Here is a 16,597-nt window from a genome sequence, read left to right as displayed (position 1 = left end):
CGTTGAACGGCGTCGTCAGATATGATAAGTAAAACTTATTATATCATATGTGAACGATGCTGATGCCCTTCAAACTCGAATCCGAAACCATTGGAATGCTGCTGACCGACGTCTCGCGCCTGCTGCGCGGGGCGTTCGACCGCAAGGTCAACGCCATGGATCTGGGCATCACCCCCGGCGAGGCACGCACGCTGATCCAGGTCGTGCTTACCGAAGGCATCAAGCAGGCCGAGATCGCGACTCGCATGGGGATCGAGCCGATGACGCTTTCGGCCTATCTCGACCGGCTGGAGACGATGGGGCTTGTCGCCCGTGTGCCGGATCCGGCGGACCGCCGCGCCAAGAACGTCGTCATCACCGACAAGGCAGGTCCACTGCTCGCCGATCTGATGGTGGGGTTGCGGGAGATGATGAACGCCTATACGGCGGGGCTCGACGAGGCGACCCGCGAGGTTCTTTGCGCCAACCTGCGCATCCTGCGCGACAACTTGCGTGCGCTTGACCCGTGCCTTGCCGGCAAGGAGGCTGGCGAGACGTCCGAGGACCAGCCCGGAGCCCCGCGATGACGCGTCGCATGAGCGAACGGCGCACGAGCATCATCGGCGCCTTCCTGGTGGCGCTCGGCCCAGTCTCCATGGCGCTTTATACCCCAGCCATGCCGGAACTGGTGCGCGCCTTCTCTTCCAGCGAGGCGGCGATCAAGATGACGCTGTCGCTCTATTTCGCCGGCTTCGCCTTTGCCCAGCTCGTTTCCGGCACGCTCTCCGACGTCATCGGCCGACGCCGCGCGACGCTGATCTTCATGGCGATCTATCTCATCGGCAGTCTGATGGCCGCCTTCGCGCCGTCGGTTGCGGTGCTCCTTGCCGGGCGTCTGGTGCAGGGCATCGGCGCGTCCGTCGGCATGACGGTGGCCCGCGCGATCGTGCGCGACCAGTTCACAGGAACCGAAGCCGCGCGCATCATGAACATGATCGGCATGATGCTGGCGCTCGGACCTGCCGTGTCGCCGACGCTTGGCGGCCTGGCGCTCGGGCTCTTCGGCTGGCAGTCGATCTTCTTGCTGATGGTCGGCTTCGCCGCCATGGCCTGCCTCACCGTGCAGTTCTTCATGGCCGAGACCGTGACGCCCGATCCGGCCAAGGGGCACCTGAAGCCGATCCTTGCGGCCTATCGTCGATTGGTGAGCGACAGCCGCTTCGTCTCCTCGACGCTTGTCATCGGCGGGGCCGTCGGCGCGCTCTATGCCTGGGCGACGATGCTGCCCTTCGTGCTCATCAATGAAGTCGGCCTGACGCCGACCGAATTCGGTGTCGGCATGCTGATGCAGTCGGGTCTGTTCTTTTCGGGGACCGTGGTGGTCCGGCTGTTGATGCGGCGCTTCACGCCGCAGGCGCTGGTACCGGCGGGCCTCGTCTTCATCGGTCTCGCCAGCCTCGTGCTTGCCTATACCATGCATATGCTGTCGCCGAGCTTCCTGTCGGTCATGCTGCCGATCGGTCTCTACGCTTTCGGCATCGCCTTCGTGATGCCCTACATGATGACGGCGGCGATGGCACCGTTTCCCGATATCGCCGGCACGGCATCGGCTGTCATGGGCTTTGTCCAGATGGGCTCGGGGCTTCTCGGTGGCGCGATCGCCGCCGCGGTCGGCGCGCCGGTGCTGGCACTCGGCATGATCATCCCAAGCTTCGGCCTCGTCTGTATCCTCAGCTATGTCTGGTATCGCCGGACGGTTCGGTTGCAGCCGCTGGCCGCGGCTGCTGACCGCGAGGAACCGCTGCCGGAAGCGGCGGAATAACGGCAACAAAAAGCCTCCGCGAAGGGCTCGCGGAGGCTTCTTTTTTCGGGGGCTCGTCTTAGCGGTTGCGCGCGGCCAGCGTGCGCAGGCGCAGCGCGTTGAGCTTGATGAAGCCGGCGGCGTCCTTCTGGTCGTAGGCGCCCTGGTCGTCCTCGAAAGTGACCAGCTTGTCGGAATAGAGCGACTTGGCGCTCTCGCGGCCGATGACCATGACGTTGCCCTTGTAGAGCTTCAGCGTCACTTCGCCCTCGACATGCTCCTGGCTCTTGTCGATCGCGGCCTGCAGCATTTCGCGCTCCGGCGAGAACCAGAAGCCGTAATAGATCAGCTCGGCATAACGCGGCATCAGCTCGTCCTTGAGGTGTGCGGCGCCTCGGTCGAGCGTGATCGACTCGATCGCGCGGTGAGCGGAAAGAAGAATGGTGCCGCCAGGCGTCTCGTAGACGCCGCGCGACTTCATGCCGACGAAGCGGTTCTCGACGAGGTCGAGGCGGCCGATGCCGTTGTCGCGGCCGTATTCGTTGAGCTTGGCAAGCAAGGTCGCCGGTGACAGGCGCACACCGTTGATCGAGACGGCGTCACCGCGCTCGAAACCGATCTTGATGACGGTCGCCTTGTCGGGAGCTGCTTCCGGCGAAATCGTGCGCATGTGCACGTATTCCGGTGCTTCCTGGGCCGGATCCTCCAGAACCTTGCCCTCGGACGAGGAGTGCAAGAGGTTGGCGTCGACGGAGAAGGGAGCCTCGCCCTTCTTGTCCTTGGCGACCGGGATCTGGTGCTTCTCGGCGAATTCGAGCAGGTCGGTGCGGCTCTTGAACGACCAGTCACGCCAGGGGGCGATGATCTTGATGTCGGGGTTCAGAGCGTAGGCCGAAAGCTCGAAGCGAACCTGGTCGTTGCCCTTGCCGGTGGCGCCGTGGGCGATCGCGTCGGCGCCGGTCTTCCGGGCGATGTCGATCAGGTGCTTGGAGATCAGCGGGCGGGCGATGGAGGTGCCGAGCAGGTAGACGCCTTCATAGACGGCATTGGCGCGGAACATCGGGAAGACGAAATCCTTGACGAACTCCTCGCGGACGTCCTCGATGTAGATTTCCTTGATGCCGAGCATTTCGGCCTTCTTGCGGGCCGGCTCGAGCTCTTCGCCCTGGCCGAGGTCGGCGGTGAAGGTGACGACTTCCGCGCCGAGTTCGGTCTGCAGCCACTTCAGGATGATCGAGGTGTCGAGACCGCCCGAATAGGCGAGAACGACCTTTTTCACGTCTTTATGCGATGCCATGGTTTCCGTCCGTCTGGTCTTGGGAGGGCGGCGATGCCGCGTGCAAATCTGCGGCACTTTAGCCAGAACCTGCGGCGATACAAGCATTAGAACGCCGGATCTCGCGAATCCGCTGGCAAAAGAGCGGGCGCGGGATTACGAAAGGCGACCTCGTGCCTCGGAGACCGACGATGGACTTCATTCCCAGCCTGCCGACCCTCTTGACCTTCGCGGCCGCGACGCTGCTTCTGGCGGCGACGCCCGGTCCGGACATGACGCTTTCGATCAGCCGCGCGCTGGCGCAAGGCAAGAAGGCCGCGCTCTTCGTCGTGCTCGGCACCAGCTTCGGCATCATCGTGCATACGCTTCTCGTCGCCTTCGGCATCTCGGCGCTGATCACGGCTTCGCCCACCGCCTTCGCCATCCTCAAGACCGGTGGCGCCGCCTATCTCCTCTGGCTTGCGGTGCAGGCGATCCGCTTCGGCTCCAGCATCTCCGTCCAGAAGGTCGAGGCGGCGGAGGGCACGGCGCTTGCCAACATTTCCGCCGGCTTCTGGGTGAACCTGCTCAATCCCAAGGTCATCATCTTCTTCATGACCTTCCTGCCGCAGTTCGTCAGCGCCGACGATCCTTCGGTCACCGGCAAGCTCCTGTTCCTCGGCCTGTTCTTCATCACGATCGGCATGCCGGTCAACATGCTGGTGGTCTTCACCGCCGACTGGCTCGCCTCCTGGCTTCAGCGCAACAAGGCGGCAATGCGGGCGCTCGACTTCAGCTTCGCCGGCGTCTTCTCGGTCTTCGCGGTCAAGATCTTCATGACGACGGCGCGCTGAACCGTCTTCGGAGCTTTCGCCCCTCATCTGCCTGCCGGCATCTTCTCCCCGCTCGCGGGGAGAAGAGCGCATGCCGCACCGTTCGGCGCGAAACGCGACCGTCGGCGGAGCCATCTTAGAAGGGGTGTCGATTGCAGCCTATGCTGCTGGCTGGCGGGAACCGAGCGATCGCCGCTTGTCTCTTCTCCCCGTGTCCACGGGGAGAAGATGCCGGCAGGCAGATGAGGGGCAATCTCGAAGTTAAACTGGATCAGCCGATCAGCAGCGCGTCGTCGTCGAGCGTCTGACCGCGGATGCGGCGGAACATGGCGATCAGGTCCTCGACCTGCAATTCCTTGCGGCTGTCGCCGGCGACGTCGAGCACGATCTCGCCGCCGTGCAGCATGATGGTGCGGTGGCCGTAGTCGAGCGCCTGGCGCATCGAATGGGTGACCATCATCGTCGTCAGCTTGCGCTCCGAGACGATCTTCTGCGTGAGGTTCATCACGAACTCCGCCATGCCCGGGTCGAGCGCTGCGGTGTGCTCGTCGAGCAGCAGCACTTCCGAGCCGGCGAGGGTCGCCATGACCAGCGAAACCGCCTGGCGCTGGCCGCCGGAGAGCAGGTCCATGCGGTCGCCCATGCGGTTTTCAAGTCCGAGATTGAGCTCGGCGATGCGTTCGCGGAAATGCTCGCGGCGTTTGGGTCCGAGCGCTGCAGTGAGGCCGCGCGCTTCGCCGCGCTTGGCGGCGAGCGCCAGGTTTTCCTCGATCGAGAGCGCGCCGCAGCTTCCGGTCAGCGGATCCTGGAAGACGCGGGCGACGAGGCCGGCGCGAGCGGCGGTACCCTTGCGGGTGACGTCGGTCTTGCCGATCGTCACCTGGCCAGCGCTTGGCAGCACATCGCCGGCGAGCACGCCGAGAAGGGTCGACTTGCCAGCACCGTTGGAGCCGATGACGGTGACGAAGGAACCCTGTTCGATCGTCAGACTGACGCCGTTCAGCGCCTGCTTCTGCAGCGGCGTGCCCTTGCCGAAGATGACCTGGATGTTCTGGACGCTGATCATGCCGCACCTCCGCGACGAAGACGGGGAAGGATAAGGGCAAAGGTCACGAGCGCGGCCGTCACGAAGTTGAGGTCGGAGGCCTGCAGCCCGAGCATGTCGGTCGACAGCGCCAGCTGGATGGCGATGCGGTAGAGGATCGATCCGAGGACGCAGCCGATCAGCGCGATCAGGATACCGCGGGCGCCGAGCAGCGTCTCGCCGATGATGACGGCCGCGAGACCGACGACGATGGTGCCGACGCCCGAGGTGACGTCGGCAAAGCCGTTGGTCTGGGCAAAGAGCGCGCCGCCGAAGGCGACGAGCGCGTTGGAGATCGCCATGCCGAGATAGATCTGGCGGTTGGTGTCGACCCCTTGTGCGCGGGCCATGCGGGCATTGGCGCCGGTGGCGCGCATCGCGAGACCGGCATCGCTTTCGAGGAAGCGCCAGACGATGATGACGGCGATGACGACGAGCACGCCGATGAACAGCGGACGGACATAGAAATCACGCAGGCCGAGGCCGTAGAAGGGCGACAGCATCGTGTCGGCATTGATCAGCGCGACGTTCGGCTTGCCCATGACACGCAGGTTGACCGAGAAGAGCGCGATCATCGTCAGGATCGAAGCGAGCAGGTTGAGGATCTTGAAGCGCACGTTGAGCATCGCCGTGACGATGCCGGCCACGGCACCGGCGACCATCGCCACGCAGGCGGCAAGCCACGGATTGACGCCGGCGATGATCAGAACGGCGGTGACGGCAGCCCCCAGAGGAAACGATCCATCGACGGTCAGGTCGGGGAAATCGAGTACCCGGAAAGCGAGAAAGACGCCGACGGCAACGAAGGCGTAGACCAGCCCCAGTTCCACGGCTCCCCAGAAAGCGATTAGACTCAACCCCAGACCCTCTTTTCCACGTGTCGCGCTTGGTTGTCCTTATGTGCGCGACGTTCCCGCTTGGCATATCCGCCCGATGGCGTGCGCCTATGCCGTTTAGAACTTTGGAGCGGCCTTCAATTTCCCAGGCCTCTCATAGCGAACCGCCCCCGTATGGAACGGAGGCGGGCAAAACGCAACAAACTTGAACCTGAAAAGGCCGAAAGCCTTATTCAACGACGCGCGTTGCGCGCTTTACGACACTTTCCGGAAGGGTGACGCCCATCTTCTCGGCAGCCTTCTTGTTGATCACCAGGTCGGAACCGGCGGCGACCTTCACGGCGATGTCACCCGGGTTTTCGCCCTTGAGGATGCGTACGACCACGTCGCCGGTCTGCTTGCCGACGTCGTAGTAGTTGAAGCCGAGGGCTGCGAGCGAGCCGCGGGCAACCGAATCCGTGTCGGCGGTGAAGAGCGGCAGCTTGGCTTCCTCGGCGACGGCGACGGCGCCTTCGAGCGCGGAGATGATCGTGTTGTCGGTCGGCACGTAGATCGCATCGGCGCGGCCGACGAGAGCACGGGCCGCACCCTGGACTTCGGCCGACTTCGTGGCAGCCGACTCGACGACGGTCATGCCGGCCTTTTCGGCTTCGGCCTTGAGCACGGCGAGCAGCGAAACGGAGTTGGCTTCACCGGAGTTGTAGAGATAGCCGATCGACTTGGCGTTCGGCAGGATCTCCTTGATCAGCGCCACGTGCTCGGCAACCGGCGACATGTCCGAGAGGCCGGTGACGTTGCCGCCGGGCTTGTCCATGTCCTTGACCAGTTGCGCGCCGACCGGATCGGAAACGGCGGTGAAGACGACCGGGATGTCGCGGGTCGAGGAGACGACGGCCTGGGCGGACGGGGTCGAGATCGGCACGATCACATTCGGGCCCTCGCCGGCGAACTGGCGGGCGATCTGCGCGGCGGTTGCCGGGTTGCCCTGGGCCGACTCGTAGATGAACTTGAGGTTCTCGCCTTCCTTGTAGCCGGCGGCGGCCAGCGCATCCTTCACGCCGTCGCGGGCGGCATCGAGCGCCGGATGCTCGACGATCGCGGTCACGGCGACGGTCACCTCATCGGCACGGGCGGGCATGGTGAATGCCACCGTAGCGGCAAGGGCGATGAGAAGTGAGCGCATGGGTTGTCCTCCTGAAATGATTTTCGCTTTCTTAGGAAACCGGTGACATGAAATCAATCGATAGGAACTGGATCATTCATCAAAGTTCTTCATCGATCCCCAAAGCTGAAGACCGCGGAGCCTTGCATTATCTCTCTCGATCTCAGTCTTCACCGTGATTAGCGATCATCATCGCCTCGAAGGCCAGGCGATCGACCTTGCGCATGCGCTCGGATTCGGACTTCAACTGGCCGCAGGCGGCGAGGATGTCGCGGCCGCGCGGCGTGCGGATCGGAGAGGCGTAGCCCGCCTGGTTGATGAAGTCGGCAAACTTCTCGATCTGCTCCCAGTCGGAACACTGGTAGTTGGTGCCCGGCCAGGGGTTGAACGGGATCAGGTTGATCTTCGCCGGAACGCCCTTCAGGAGCTTCACCAGTTCCTTGGCGTCTTCCAGGCTGTCGTTGACATCCTTCAGCATCACATATTCGAAGGTGATGCGGCGGGCGTTCGAAAGTCCCGGATAGGCGCGGCAGGCCTCCATCAGCTCCTTCAGCGGATACTTCTTGTTGATCGGCACCAGCAGGTCGCGCAGGTCGTCGCGCACCGCATGCAGCGAGATCGCCAGCATGACGCCGATTTCTTCGCCGGTGCGGTAGATCTCCGGCACGATGCCGGAGGTCGAAAGCGTGATACGGCGCTTGGAAAGCGACAGGCCCTCGCCGTCGGACGCGATCAGAAGCGCGGTCTTGACCTCAGCGAAATTGTAGAGCGGCTCGCCCATGCCCATCATGACGATGTTGGTGATCTTGCGGCCCTCGGCCGGCACGATCGCGCCCTGTGGCGTGTCGCGCTCCGGGAAATCGCCGAGGCGGTCGCGCGCGAGCAGCAACTGCGCCAGGATTTCCTCCGCCGTCAGGTTGCGCACCAGCTTCTGCGTGCCGGTGTGACAGAAGGAGCAGGTGAGCGTGCAGCCGACCTGGCTCGAAATGCAGAGCGTGCCGCGGCCTTCCTCGGGGATGTAGACGGTCTCGATCTCGACCGGGCGGCCGGCGCCGCGCGCCGGGAAGCGCAGCAGCCACTTGCGGGTGCCGTCACCGGAGATCTGCTCCTCGACGATTTCGGGGCGGGCGATGGTGAAATGCTGCTCCAGCATCTCGCGCATGTCCTTCGACACGTTCGTCATATGGTCGAAGTCGGAGACGCCGCGCACATAGAGCCAATGCCAGAGCTGGCTGACGCGCATCTTGACCTGGCGCTCCGGCACGCCCTTTTCGACCAGCGCCTTTGCCATGTCCTCGCGCAGGAGGCCGATCAGCGACGGCTTTTCCGCCTGGGGCGCTACGCGTACCTGCGGCGCCTTGACGATCTCCACCCGGTTCAGAATTTCAGTGGCTGCCATGCTCGTGATGTCCTGTCGTACGGCGTGAGGCCGTCCGGAGAGCGGGTCCGGAAATCGTCCTGATGCGCGAATTGAAATCGGTCGAGCCATCGAAAGCGGCCAATCGGGGCGCGGAGGCTCTCAAGTTGGGCCGCGCTTTAGCATTGTTTTGGCCGGGAGTCACGCGGCAGGCCCCAGGAACGCAGAAGGCCGGCTTCGCAGCCGGCCCCATGCCTGGGTTTCGCCTTCAGATGTCACGTAATCGTGTCGCAAGACCGCTGCACAGTTTTGCGCGACATGCCTGGATTACTTGCAGGCCTCGATCTGCTTCAGCGCAGCGGAGATGCCCGAGAGCGAATAGGAATAGGAAGTTGCCGTGCCCTTGCGCGACTTGGCGTTGACCGACATGGCCTTGCCATTCTTCATCGCGGCAACGAGCGCCGGTTCTTCCGCCGCGTTTTCGACCCAGGCGGAGTTGCCCTTGGTGAACATCACGAAGGTGCGGCCGTCGATGACGACGTTGACCTTGGAGTTCTCCTGCAGCGGGTAGCCCATCATCGCCTGCGGTTCATAGCTGATGTTCTGGCCCGGGCGCTGGGACACGAGGAAGAAGATGTCGCCGTGGTCGACGCCGGCCGGGCTCTTTTCCTTCGGAACCGAGAGGACGTAGCAGACCTTGCCGCCGCCGGCGTTGTAGGAATAGGCGCCCCAGGCGTTGAACTGCTGGATGCGCGTCGGAGACTGGGCGGCAGCCATGCTGGCGGTTGCCAGAACGAATGCGATTGCGGTTGCGATCTTTCTTACAAACATGAGGTCCTGCCGCTTTTCTTGCTCTTCGATCACCCGAAACAGGTCAGACGGGCGACGCGTCGTCATCATTTGAATTTGTTTTGACTTAATTCAGGTTACCAAACCGTCAACGATGGTCGAAAACCGCCGGTTTAGCCCCGAAACGGAGCGATTTGCTCCATTGTCCGGCGCCGTTCGACCGGTGATTCGTACCATCGCCGAACCAAGGATCGATGTCGGATGCGCGGTACTTCGGAATGCTGTTCCGGAAGGATTCCTGCCCCAAACCATTGAATGACGCCGAACGCGCCAAAGCGCGCGACCGGCGTCATTCGCATGTCTATGCCACAAAGAATCGGGCAAGAGTTTGACTTTTGGGCGGGAATGGGGCGCCACAACCCAGGAGCCCAATCTCCGTTCAATCTTGCGGAGTGTCGGCAAGGGTCTCGTCGGCCTTGGTGTAGTGCGTTTCCTTGATCTGGCCGCTAATGGCGGCGAAGGCCGCGGTCAGCACCGCGACGTCGTCGGAGAAGCCGACCACGGCCAGCATGTCGGGGATGATGTCGATCGGCAGCACGAAATAGGCGAGTGCGGCAAGCAGGATGCCGCGGGTTCGCGTCGGCGTCTGCGGATCGATGGCGCAGTAATAGGCGGCGACGAGGTCGCGGCTGAAGGGGATCTGCCGCGCAGCCCGGCGGAAGGTCGGCCAGAAGCGCCGCTTCACACGCTTCTCCCTGCGCTCCTGCTCGGATTCTTCGCCAGGCAAGAGAATTTCACCGATCTTGATGTCGTCCATCGTCCCGCTTCCGCTGATTCCAGAGCACCTTACCCGCTTTCGCCTGAAAGCCGATTGCTCCGGGGTTGCTCAATATGGGGAGCGGCCGTGCTATTTCAAATGATCGGGCATGCGACCCGCTGCCGCCTTGTCCATCCGGGCCGCCAGCTTGAAGTCCATCTCCGTCAACCCGCCGGCGTCATGGGTCGTCAGGGTCACGTCGACGCGATTGTAGACGTTGAACCATTCCGGGTGATGGTTGAGCTTCTCGGCAACGATCGCGCACTCGGTCATGAAACCGAAGGCCTCCACGAAGTTCTTGAAGCGGAACGCCTTCCAGATCGAGTTGCCGTCTTCAGCTCGCACCCAGCCCTCCATCTTGTGCAGGTTTTCGGCAATCGTCGCTTCGTCGAGCTTTTCCGCAGTCATCGTCTCTCTCCCACACGTCGACCTGTTCGAGGGCCTACAGCGCCGCGCGTCTCATGAGACGCGCAAAGGTCGCTGTAGCTACTTTGATTTGCCGCATGTCTTCGTCCTTAAATCGAGGTCGATTTAAGGAGACATGCAGTAGCTGCCGCGTTTAAGTGCGCACCAATCTCCAGTCCTGTCGAACTTGAATAGCATGAAACCGGTCAGAGTTCTTTTCGTTTGTCTCGGCAATATCTGCCGGTCGCCGCTGGCCGAGGGCGTGCTGCGCGCGTTGGCGGAGCAAAAGGGACTGGCATCGGCGCTGCAGGTGGATTCGGCCGGAACCGGTGCCTGGCACATCGGCGATCCGCCCGACGGCCGCTCGATCCAGGCGGCGCGTCGGCACGGGATCGATATCTCGGCGCTGCGCGGGCGCCAGGTCCAGGCCGAGGATTTCCGGGATTTCGACCTGATCCTCGGCATGGACGAGAACAATGTCCGCACGCTGAGACGGTTGGCGCCTGAAGGCGCGGCAGGGAAAGTGCATCTTTTCCTGGACTATGCCTCTGGCCGCCGCCAGGACGTGCCGGATCCCTATCACGAAGGAGCGGAAGCCTTCGAAGCGCTCTACCAGATGCTCGAGGCCGGATGCTCGTCGTTGCTCGTAAGGCTCGGCGAGCGCACCTCGTGAAGCGGGAAGACCTCCTCCGTGAGGTAAGGCCCGCCGCCGACCGAATCACGCGATGACAGAAGCACGAAGCGCGAGACGGTGAAGGGCGAGGTCATGAAGTTTCCACGTCCCGAGAGGTATTCGACGACATCCTCGACGCGGCTGGAGCGCAGCCGGGCGAGCGTCACATGCGGTGTGAACTTGCGCGGATCCGGCTGCAGTCCGAGCCGCTGGCAGATACGCTCGATTTCGGCCTGCAGCGCATACATTTCCGGCTGGTTGGTGACGCCGGCCCAGACCGAATGCGGTTTCTTGGAGCCGAAGGCGCCGGTGCCGGTCAATTGAAGCTGGAATTCCGGTCTTTCGATCCGATCGAGCTTGTCGATGATCTCGTCGGCGGTGCGCCAGTCGACGTCACCGATGAAGCGCAAGGTGATGTGGTAGTTCTCCACATCTATCCAGCGAGCTCCGGGAAGTCCTCCGCGCAGCAACGAAAGACTCATTGCTGCATTGCGCGGAATTTCGAGGGCGGTGAATAGTCTCGGCATGGCGAGCTCCCCGAATCTCTTGCAGATGTCTCAGCGAATCACGCATCGAGTCTGCACGCAACTAGTATTTGACACTTACGAATATTAACGTTCTCTTAACTGTGGACGATGTCATCACTCCGTCTTATTCAGCGTTGCCACAAAGCGTTCGACCACAGGCAATGCCTTCTCGACCATCACGCCGATGCCATCGCCATTGGGATGAATGCCGTCTTCCAGCTTGAGCTTCGCCTCGGTCACCACGCCGTCGAGGAAGAACGGATAGAGTTCCAGCCCATATTTTTCGGCGAGCTCCGGAAAGATCGGGTTGAAGCGGGCAGCATAGTCCGCGCCCATGTTCGGCGGCGCCATCATGCCGGCGAGCAGCACCGCTATGCCTCGGTCCTTGAGCCGGGTGATCATCGCCTCGATATTCTTGCGGGTGGCTTCCGGCGGGATGCCGCGCAGCGCGTCATTGGCGCCGAGTTCGAGGATCACGCCCTTCGTGCCATCAGGCACAGACCAGTCGATGCGGGCAAGGCCGCCGGATGAGGTGTCGCCGGAAACACCGGCGTTCGCGATCGTCACGTCCAGGCCCTTTTCCTTCAGCGCCTTTTCGAGCCGAGCGGGGAAGGCGTCCTGCGGCGGGAGCTGATAGCCGGCCATCAGGCTGTCGCCGAACCCCACAAGGCTGATCGTCTCGGCGCGTACTGTCGATGATAACGCAATTGTCATCATCAGTGCCAAGAAAACCCGTTGAAATCCTTTTAATGCCATGGGCCTGTTCCTAAATCCCGAATGCCGTTTCTGTTCCCCATTTCGTTCATATAGGGTTGTTTCCCTTGGCCAGCACCATCATCGAACTCAAAAACGCGGATCTGACCCTCGGGGAGGCGGCAGCCTCGGTGCATGTGCTGAAGGGCATGAACCTCACGATCAATGCCGGCCAGTCCGTCGGCATCGTCGGTCCGTCGGGTTCGGGAAAGTCGACCCTGTTGATGGTGCTTGCCGGGCTCGAGCGGCTGGATAGCGGCGAGATCGTCATCGACGGCACGCCGCTGCACCGGCTCGACGAGGACCGGGTGGCGGACTTCCGCGGGCGCAACATCGGCATCGTCTTCCAGTCCTTCCACCTCATCCCCAACATGACCGCGCTCGAAAACGTCGCGGTGCCGCTCGAACTCGCCAATGTCCCGGGCGCCTTCGAGATCGCGCGCAAGGAACTCGTCGCCGTCGGCCTCGGCGAGCGGCTCAGCCACTATCCCGGCCAGCTTTCCGGCGGCGAGCAGCAGCGCGTGGCGATCGCTCGCGCCTTGGCGCCTTCGCCGAAACTGCTGATCGCCGACGAGCCGACCGGCAACCTCGACGCCGAGACCGGACGCCAGATCGCAGATCTGCTTTTCGCCGAACAGCGTGACCGCGGCATGACACTCGTTCTCGTGACGCATGATGCGGCGCTTGCCGCACGCTGTGCGCGGCAGGTCCGCGTCCGCTCCGGCGAAATCGTCGCCGGCGGCGAGGCGGAGCCGTTGGTGGTGACGCCGCACCAAGAGGCGGCCTCGGTATGAACGGCGTGTCATCGGTTCGGCTGCGGCCGCTGCTTGCCCTTCGCCTGGCGCTGCGCGAAATGCGCGGCGGGCTTCGAGGTTTCTACATATTCCTCGCCTGCATCGCGCTCGGCACCGCGGCCATTGCCGGCGTCAATTCGCTGTCGCAATCGATCACCGCGACGATCGCCACGCAGGGGCAGGAACTGCTCGCCGGCGACATCCGCTTCGAGCTCAACAACCGCGTGGCGACGACCGACGAGCGGGCCTATCTCGACACGCTCGGCACTGTTGCGGTTTCCGCCGGCCTGCGCTCGATGGCACGGCTGCCCGACGGTTCCAACCAGGCGCTGGTCGAACTGAAGGCGGTCGATGCCGCCTATCCGCTCTACGGCGCACTGGAAAGCGAGCCGAACCGTCCGCTGCATGAACTGTTGGCGCGTGATGGCGAAACCTTTGGCGCCGTCGTGGCACCGCTGCTGCTCGACCGCCTGGGCGTGCAGGTCGGCGATGAAATCCTTCTCGGCAACGCCAAAATCCGGATCGCCGGCACGATCCTACGCGAGCCGGACGCCTTGTCCGACGGCTTCGGCTTTGCACCGCGCCTGATGATCTCGGCCGAAGCGCTTACGGCTGCTGGCCTGGTGCAGACGGGAAGCCTTGTCGAGCATAGCTACAAGGTGAAGGTCGCCGATCCGGCGCAGCTTCCGGCCATTCGTGCCGATGCCGAGAAGCGCTTTCCGGCGGCCGGCTGGTCGATCCGCACCAGCGCCAACGCCGCGCCGTCACTGACGGCGAACATCACCCGCTTCTCGCAGTTCCTGACCCTCGTCGGCCTGACGGCGCTGATCGTCGGCGGCGTCGGCGTTGCCAACGCGGTGCGCGCCTATCTCGATCAGAAGCGCAGCGTCATTGCGACCTTCAAATGCCTGGGCGCGCCTGCCTTGCTGGTGGCGATGATCTATCTGGCACAGATCCTGATGATCGCCCTGATCGGCATCGTGATCGGCCTGGTCCTCGGCATGCTGATCCCCTTCATTGCAGCGCAGTTCCTCGCCGACCTGCTGCCGATCTCGACCGAGTTTCATCTCTATCCGGGCGCTCTCGGTCTTGCCGCGCTCTTCGGCGTGCTGACGGCGCTGACCTTCGCCATCCTGCCGCTCGGGCGGGCGCGGGCCATTCCGGCAACCGCGCTCTTCCGCCAGCAGGGTTTCGACCCTTCAGGCATTCCGGCATGGCCCTATCTGCTGGGCGCCGTCGCCTGTCTTGCCGCGCTTGCGGCGCTCGCGATCTGGACGGCCTATGACCGCTATATTTCGCTGGTGTTCCTCGGCGCGATCGCCTTCGCCTTCATTGTCCTGCGCGTCGTCGCGCTGCTGATCGCCTGGCTTGCGCGCCGCAGCCCGCGGGTCAACTCGCCGGCCCTGCGTCTGGCGATCGGCAACATTCACCGCCCCGGTGCGCTCACGCCTTCCGTCGTGTTGTCGCTCGGTCTCGGGCTGGCGCTGCTCGTGACGCTGGCGCTGATCGACGGCAATCTGCGCCGCGAACTCACCGGCAACATGGCGGAGCGGGCGCCGAACTTCTTCTTCGTCGATATCCAGGGCAATGAGATCGAAGGCTTCCGCTCGGTGCTGAAGCGGACGATCCCGAAGGGCAAGGTCATCGAGGTGCCGATGCTGCGCGGCCGCATCATCGCCTTCAACGGCGAGGACGTGAACAGTCGCAACGTGCCGCCCGGCGGCCAATGGGTACTGCGCGGTGACCGCGGCATCACCTATGCCAAGAACAAGCCCGAGAACTCCACGCTGTCCGAGGGCACATGGTGGCCGGCCGACTATAGCGGCGAGCCCCTGGTCTCCTTCTCGGCGGAAGAGGCCGGCGAACTCGGCCTGAAGATCGGCGACACCGTGACCGTCAACGTGCTCGGCCGCAACATCACCGCCAAGATCGCCAATTTCCGCAATGTCGAGTGGGAATCGCTTTCGATCAACTTCGTCATGGTGTTTTCACCGAATACCTTTGCCGGTGCGCCGCATGCGTGGCTGGCAACGGTCATCGATCCGGAAGCGACACCGGAAGAAGAAGCTGCGGTGCTGAAAGCCGTCACCAACGCCTATCCGACGATCACCAGCGTGCGTGTGAAGGATGCTCTCGACATCGTGAACGGGCTGCTCGGACAGTTGGCAACGGCGATCCGGGCTGCGGCCGCGGTGGCGCTCGTCGCGTCCGTCCTGGTGCTTGCCGGTGCGCTTGCCGCCGGCAACCGGGCGCGTGTGCATGATGCGGTCGTCCTGAAAACGCTGGGCGCGACACGCGCGACCCTCATCCGGGCTTTCAGCTACGAATATGCCATTCTCGGCCTTGCAACCGCGGTTTTTGCCCTATTTGCCGGCGGTGTTGCTGCGTGGTTCGTCGTCAGCCGCATCATGACGCTGCCGTCAAGCTTCCTGCCGGATGTCGCCATCCTGACCGTCGCCGGGGCCCTGGTGATGACCGTTGGCATCGGTCTTGTCGGTACGTGGCGCATTCTCGGGCAGAAGGCGGCGCCGGTTCTGCGCGAGCTCTGAGGACGTGCAGTTAACCGTAAATCCCCGTCGCGCTTGCCGGAAACGGTCGGATGCGTTCGAATCCAGGGGCTTCGGGTCTTGTACGCAACGGGTTTCGGCATCATATTTATCCACAGGCATGCTGGAGCTCCGCAGCGGCGCCTGGGCGTGGAAGCCAGCCTTCCAAAGCGAGACCTTTCGCCGCCCGACACCGTAACTTCCACCGGAGCTTAAATGAGGAAACAATGGCTGATCTGAGAAACTACCAAACCCGAATGTCGCCCGCCGGCGCTCAGGCGGGTGCCGTGATCGATGAAGGCCTTCGTGCTTACATGCTGAAGGTCTACAACCTGATGGCCCTTGGGCTGGCGATCACCGGCGTGGCAGCTTACGGAACCTATGCGCTTGCCGTCTCCAATCCGGCATTCGCCCAACTCATCTACGGTTCGCCCCTGCGGTGGGTCGTGATGCTGGCGCCGCTGGCGATGGTCTTCTTCATGAGCTTCCGCATCAATTCGATGAGCGTCTCCGCAGCTCAGACGACGTTCTGGATCTACGCCGCCCTGATGGGCCTGTCGCTGTCGTCGATCTTCCTGGTCTTCACCGGCCAGAGCATCGTGCAGACGTTCTTCGTCACGGCCGCCTCGTTCGGCGCCCTGTCGCTTTACGGCTACACGACCAAGAAGGACCTGTCGGGCTTCGGCACGTTCCTGATCATGGGACTCTTCGGCCTGATCATCGCGTCGATCGTCAACATCTTCCTTGTTTCGTCGGCCCTCGGCTTTGCGATCTCCGTGATCGGCGTGCTGATCTTCGCTGGCCTTACCGCCTATGACACGCAGAAGATCAAGGAAATGTACTACGAAGCCGACGACAGCACCGTTGCCGGCCGCAAGGCGATCATGGGCGCGCTGACGCTCTACCTCGACTTCATCAACCTGTTCATGTTCCTGCTGCAGTTCCTGGGCAACCGGAACAACTAAGCACGAAACGAATGACGGAAA

Annotated in this window: 17 protein-coding genes; 7 read left to right on the top strand and 10 right to left on the bottom strand. The window is 63.1% G+C overall.

What is annotated here, in order from left to right:
• Positions 1–62 precede the first annotated feature (62 nt).
• On the top strand, positions 63–566 hold the full coding sequence (locus QM996_RS16545) for a MarR family winged helix-turn-helix transcriptional regulator (RefSeq protein WP_500268379.1): 504 nt from the start codon (positions 63–65) through the stop codon (positions 564–566).
• Entirely contained in the window at positions 563–1,801 is a 1,239-nt protein-coding gene (locus QM996_RS16540) for a multidrug effflux MFS transporter (RefSeq protein ID WP_500268378.1), read from the top strand. The genes QM996_RS16545 and QM996_RS16540 overlap by 4 nt, the downstream gene beginning before the upstream one ends.
• Positions 1,802–1,859: 58 nt before the next feature.
• Here QM996_RS16540 and QM996_RS16535 read toward each other — a convergent pair whose 3' ends face one another.
• Positions 1,860–3,077 carry an argininosuccinate synthase gene (locus QM996_RS16535; RefSeq protein WP_500268377.1) on the bottom strand — a complete coding sequence of 406 codons (1,218 nt, stop codon included), beginning with the start codon at positions 3,075–3,077 and terminating at the stop codon, positions 1,860–1,862.
• A gap of 170 nt (positions 3,078–3,247) precedes the next feature.
• Here QM996_RS16535 and QM996_RS16530 point away from each other — a divergent pair, with 170 nt between their 5' ends.
• Positions 3,248–3,889, top strand: a complete 642-nt coding sequence (locus QM996_RS16530) for a LysE family translocator (RefSeq protein ID WP_500268376.1) — start codon at positions 3,248–3,250, stop codon at positions 3,887–3,889.
• 250 nt (positions 3,890–4,139) lie between these two features.
• Here QM996_RS16530 and QM996_RS16525 read toward each other — a convergent pair whose 3' ends face one another.
• The 7 genes from QM996_RS16525 to QM996_RS16495 form a co-directional block, all read right to left on the bottom strand.
• The gene (locus QM996_RS16525) at positions 4,140–4,934 is read right to left on the bottom strand and encodes an ABC transporter ATP-binding protein (RefSeq protein ID WP_429814653.1); all 795 of its coding nucleotides are present in this window, start codon (positions 4,932–4,934) and stop codon (positions 4,140–4,142) included.
• Positions 4,931–5,809, bottom strand: coding sequence for an ABC transporter permease (locus tag QM996_RS16520; protein WP_500268375.1), 879 nt, complete (start codon positions 5,807–5,809; stop codon positions 4,931–4,933). The genes QM996_RS16525 and QM996_RS16520 overlap by 4 nt, the downstream gene beginning before the upstream one ends.
• Before the next feature lie 208 nt (positions 5,810–6,017).
• On the bottom strand, positions 6,018–6,971 hold the full coding sequence (locus QM996_RS16515; RefSeq protein WP_500268374.1) for an ABC transporter substrate-binding protein: 954 nt from the start codon (positions 6,969–6,971) through the stop codon (positions 6,018–6,020).
• 142 nt (positions 6,972–7,113) lie between these two features.
• Entirely contained in the window at positions 7,114–8,349 is a 1,236-nt protein-coding gene (gene rlmN, locus QM996_RS16510; RefSeq protein ID WP_500268373.1) for a 23S rRNA (adenine(2503)-C(2))-methyltransferase RlmN, read from the bottom strand.
• 285 nt (positions 8,350–8,634) lie between these two features.
• Entirely contained in the window at positions 8,635–9,138 is a 504-nt protein-coding gene (locus QM996_RS16505) for an invasion associated locus B family protein (RefSeq protein WP_429814665.1), read from the bottom strand.
• 397 nt (positions 9,139–9,535) lie between these two features.
• A complete protein-coding gene (locus QM996_RS16500) occupies positions 9,536–9,913 on the bottom strand; it encodes a YkvA family protein (protein WP_173517851.1) in 378 nt (125 codons plus the stop codon).
• 90 nt (positions 9,914–10,003) lie between these two features.
• Positions 10,004–10,321 (bottom strand): 4a-hydroxytetrahydrobiopterin dehydratase, encoded by a 318-nt coding sequence (locus QM996_RS16495; protein WP_500268372.1) that lies wholly within the window; start codon positions 10,319–10,321, stop codon positions 10,004–10,006.
• A 193-nt stretch (positions 10,322–10,514) separates the two neighbouring features.
• Between QM996_RS16495 and QM996_RS16490 the strand changes: the two genes are divergently transcribed.
• Positions 10,515–10,991: a low molecular weight protein-tyrosine-phosphatase gene (locus QM996_RS16490; protein ID WP_500268371.1), complete on the top strand. Its 477-nt coding sequence runs from the start codon at positions 10,515–10,517 to the stop codon at positions 10,989–10,991.
• Here QM996_RS16490 and thpR read toward each other — a convergent pair.
• The gene (thpR, locus tag QM996_RS16485; protein WP_500268370.1) at positions 10,928–11,518 is read right to left on the bottom strand and encodes a 2'-5' RNA ligase family protein; all 591 of its coding nucleotides are present in this window, start codon (positions 11,516–11,518) and stop codon (positions 10,928–10,930) included. The genes QM996_RS16490 and thpR overlap by 64 nt on opposite strands.
• Before the next feature lie 114 nt (positions 11,519–11,632).
• Positions 11,633–12,274, bottom strand: coding sequence for an arylesterase (locus QM996_RS16480; RefSeq protein ID WP_500268369.1), 642 nt, complete (start codon positions 12,272–12,274; stop codon positions 11,633–11,635).
• Positions 12,275–12,339: 65 nt separating this feature from the next.
• On the opposite strand from QM996_RS16480, the gene QM996_RS16475 reads away from it, so the two are divergent.
• The 3 genes from QM996_RS16475 (at position 12,340) to QM996_RS16465 (ending at position 16,576) form a co-directional block, all read left to right on the top strand.
• Complete coding sequence (locus tag QM996_RS16475) at positions 12,340–13,065, top strand: ABC transporter ATP-binding protein (protein WP_500268368.1); 726 nt, start codon at positions 12,340–12,342, stop codon at positions 13,063–13,065.
• Complete coding sequence (locus tag QM996_RS16470) at positions 13,062–15,614, top strand: ABC transporter permease (RefSeq protein ID WP_500268367.1); 2,553 nt, start codon at positions 13,062–13,064, stop codon at positions 15,612–15,614. The genes QM996_RS16475 and QM996_RS16470 overlap by 4 nt, the downstream gene beginning before the upstream one ends.
• Before the next feature lie 224 nt (positions 15,615–15,838).
• Positions 15,839–16,576 carry a Bax inhibitor-1/YccA family protein gene (locus QM996_RS16465; RefSeq protein WP_429814683.1) on the top strand — a complete coding sequence of 246 codons (738 nt, stop codon included), beginning with the start codon at positions 15,839–15,841 and terminating at the stop codon, positions 16,574–16,576.
• The last annotated feature ends 21 nt before the right edge of the window (positions 16,577–16,597 follow it).

The organism is Sinorhizobium chiapasense (assembly GCF_045277575.1).
In the GTDB taxonomy this organism is placed as follows: domain Bacteria; phylum Pseudomonadota; class Alphaproteobacteria; order Rhizobiales; family Rhizobiaceae; genus Ensifer; species Ensifer chiapasense_A.
This window is presented reverse-complemented; position numbering and strand designations above follow the sequence as displayed.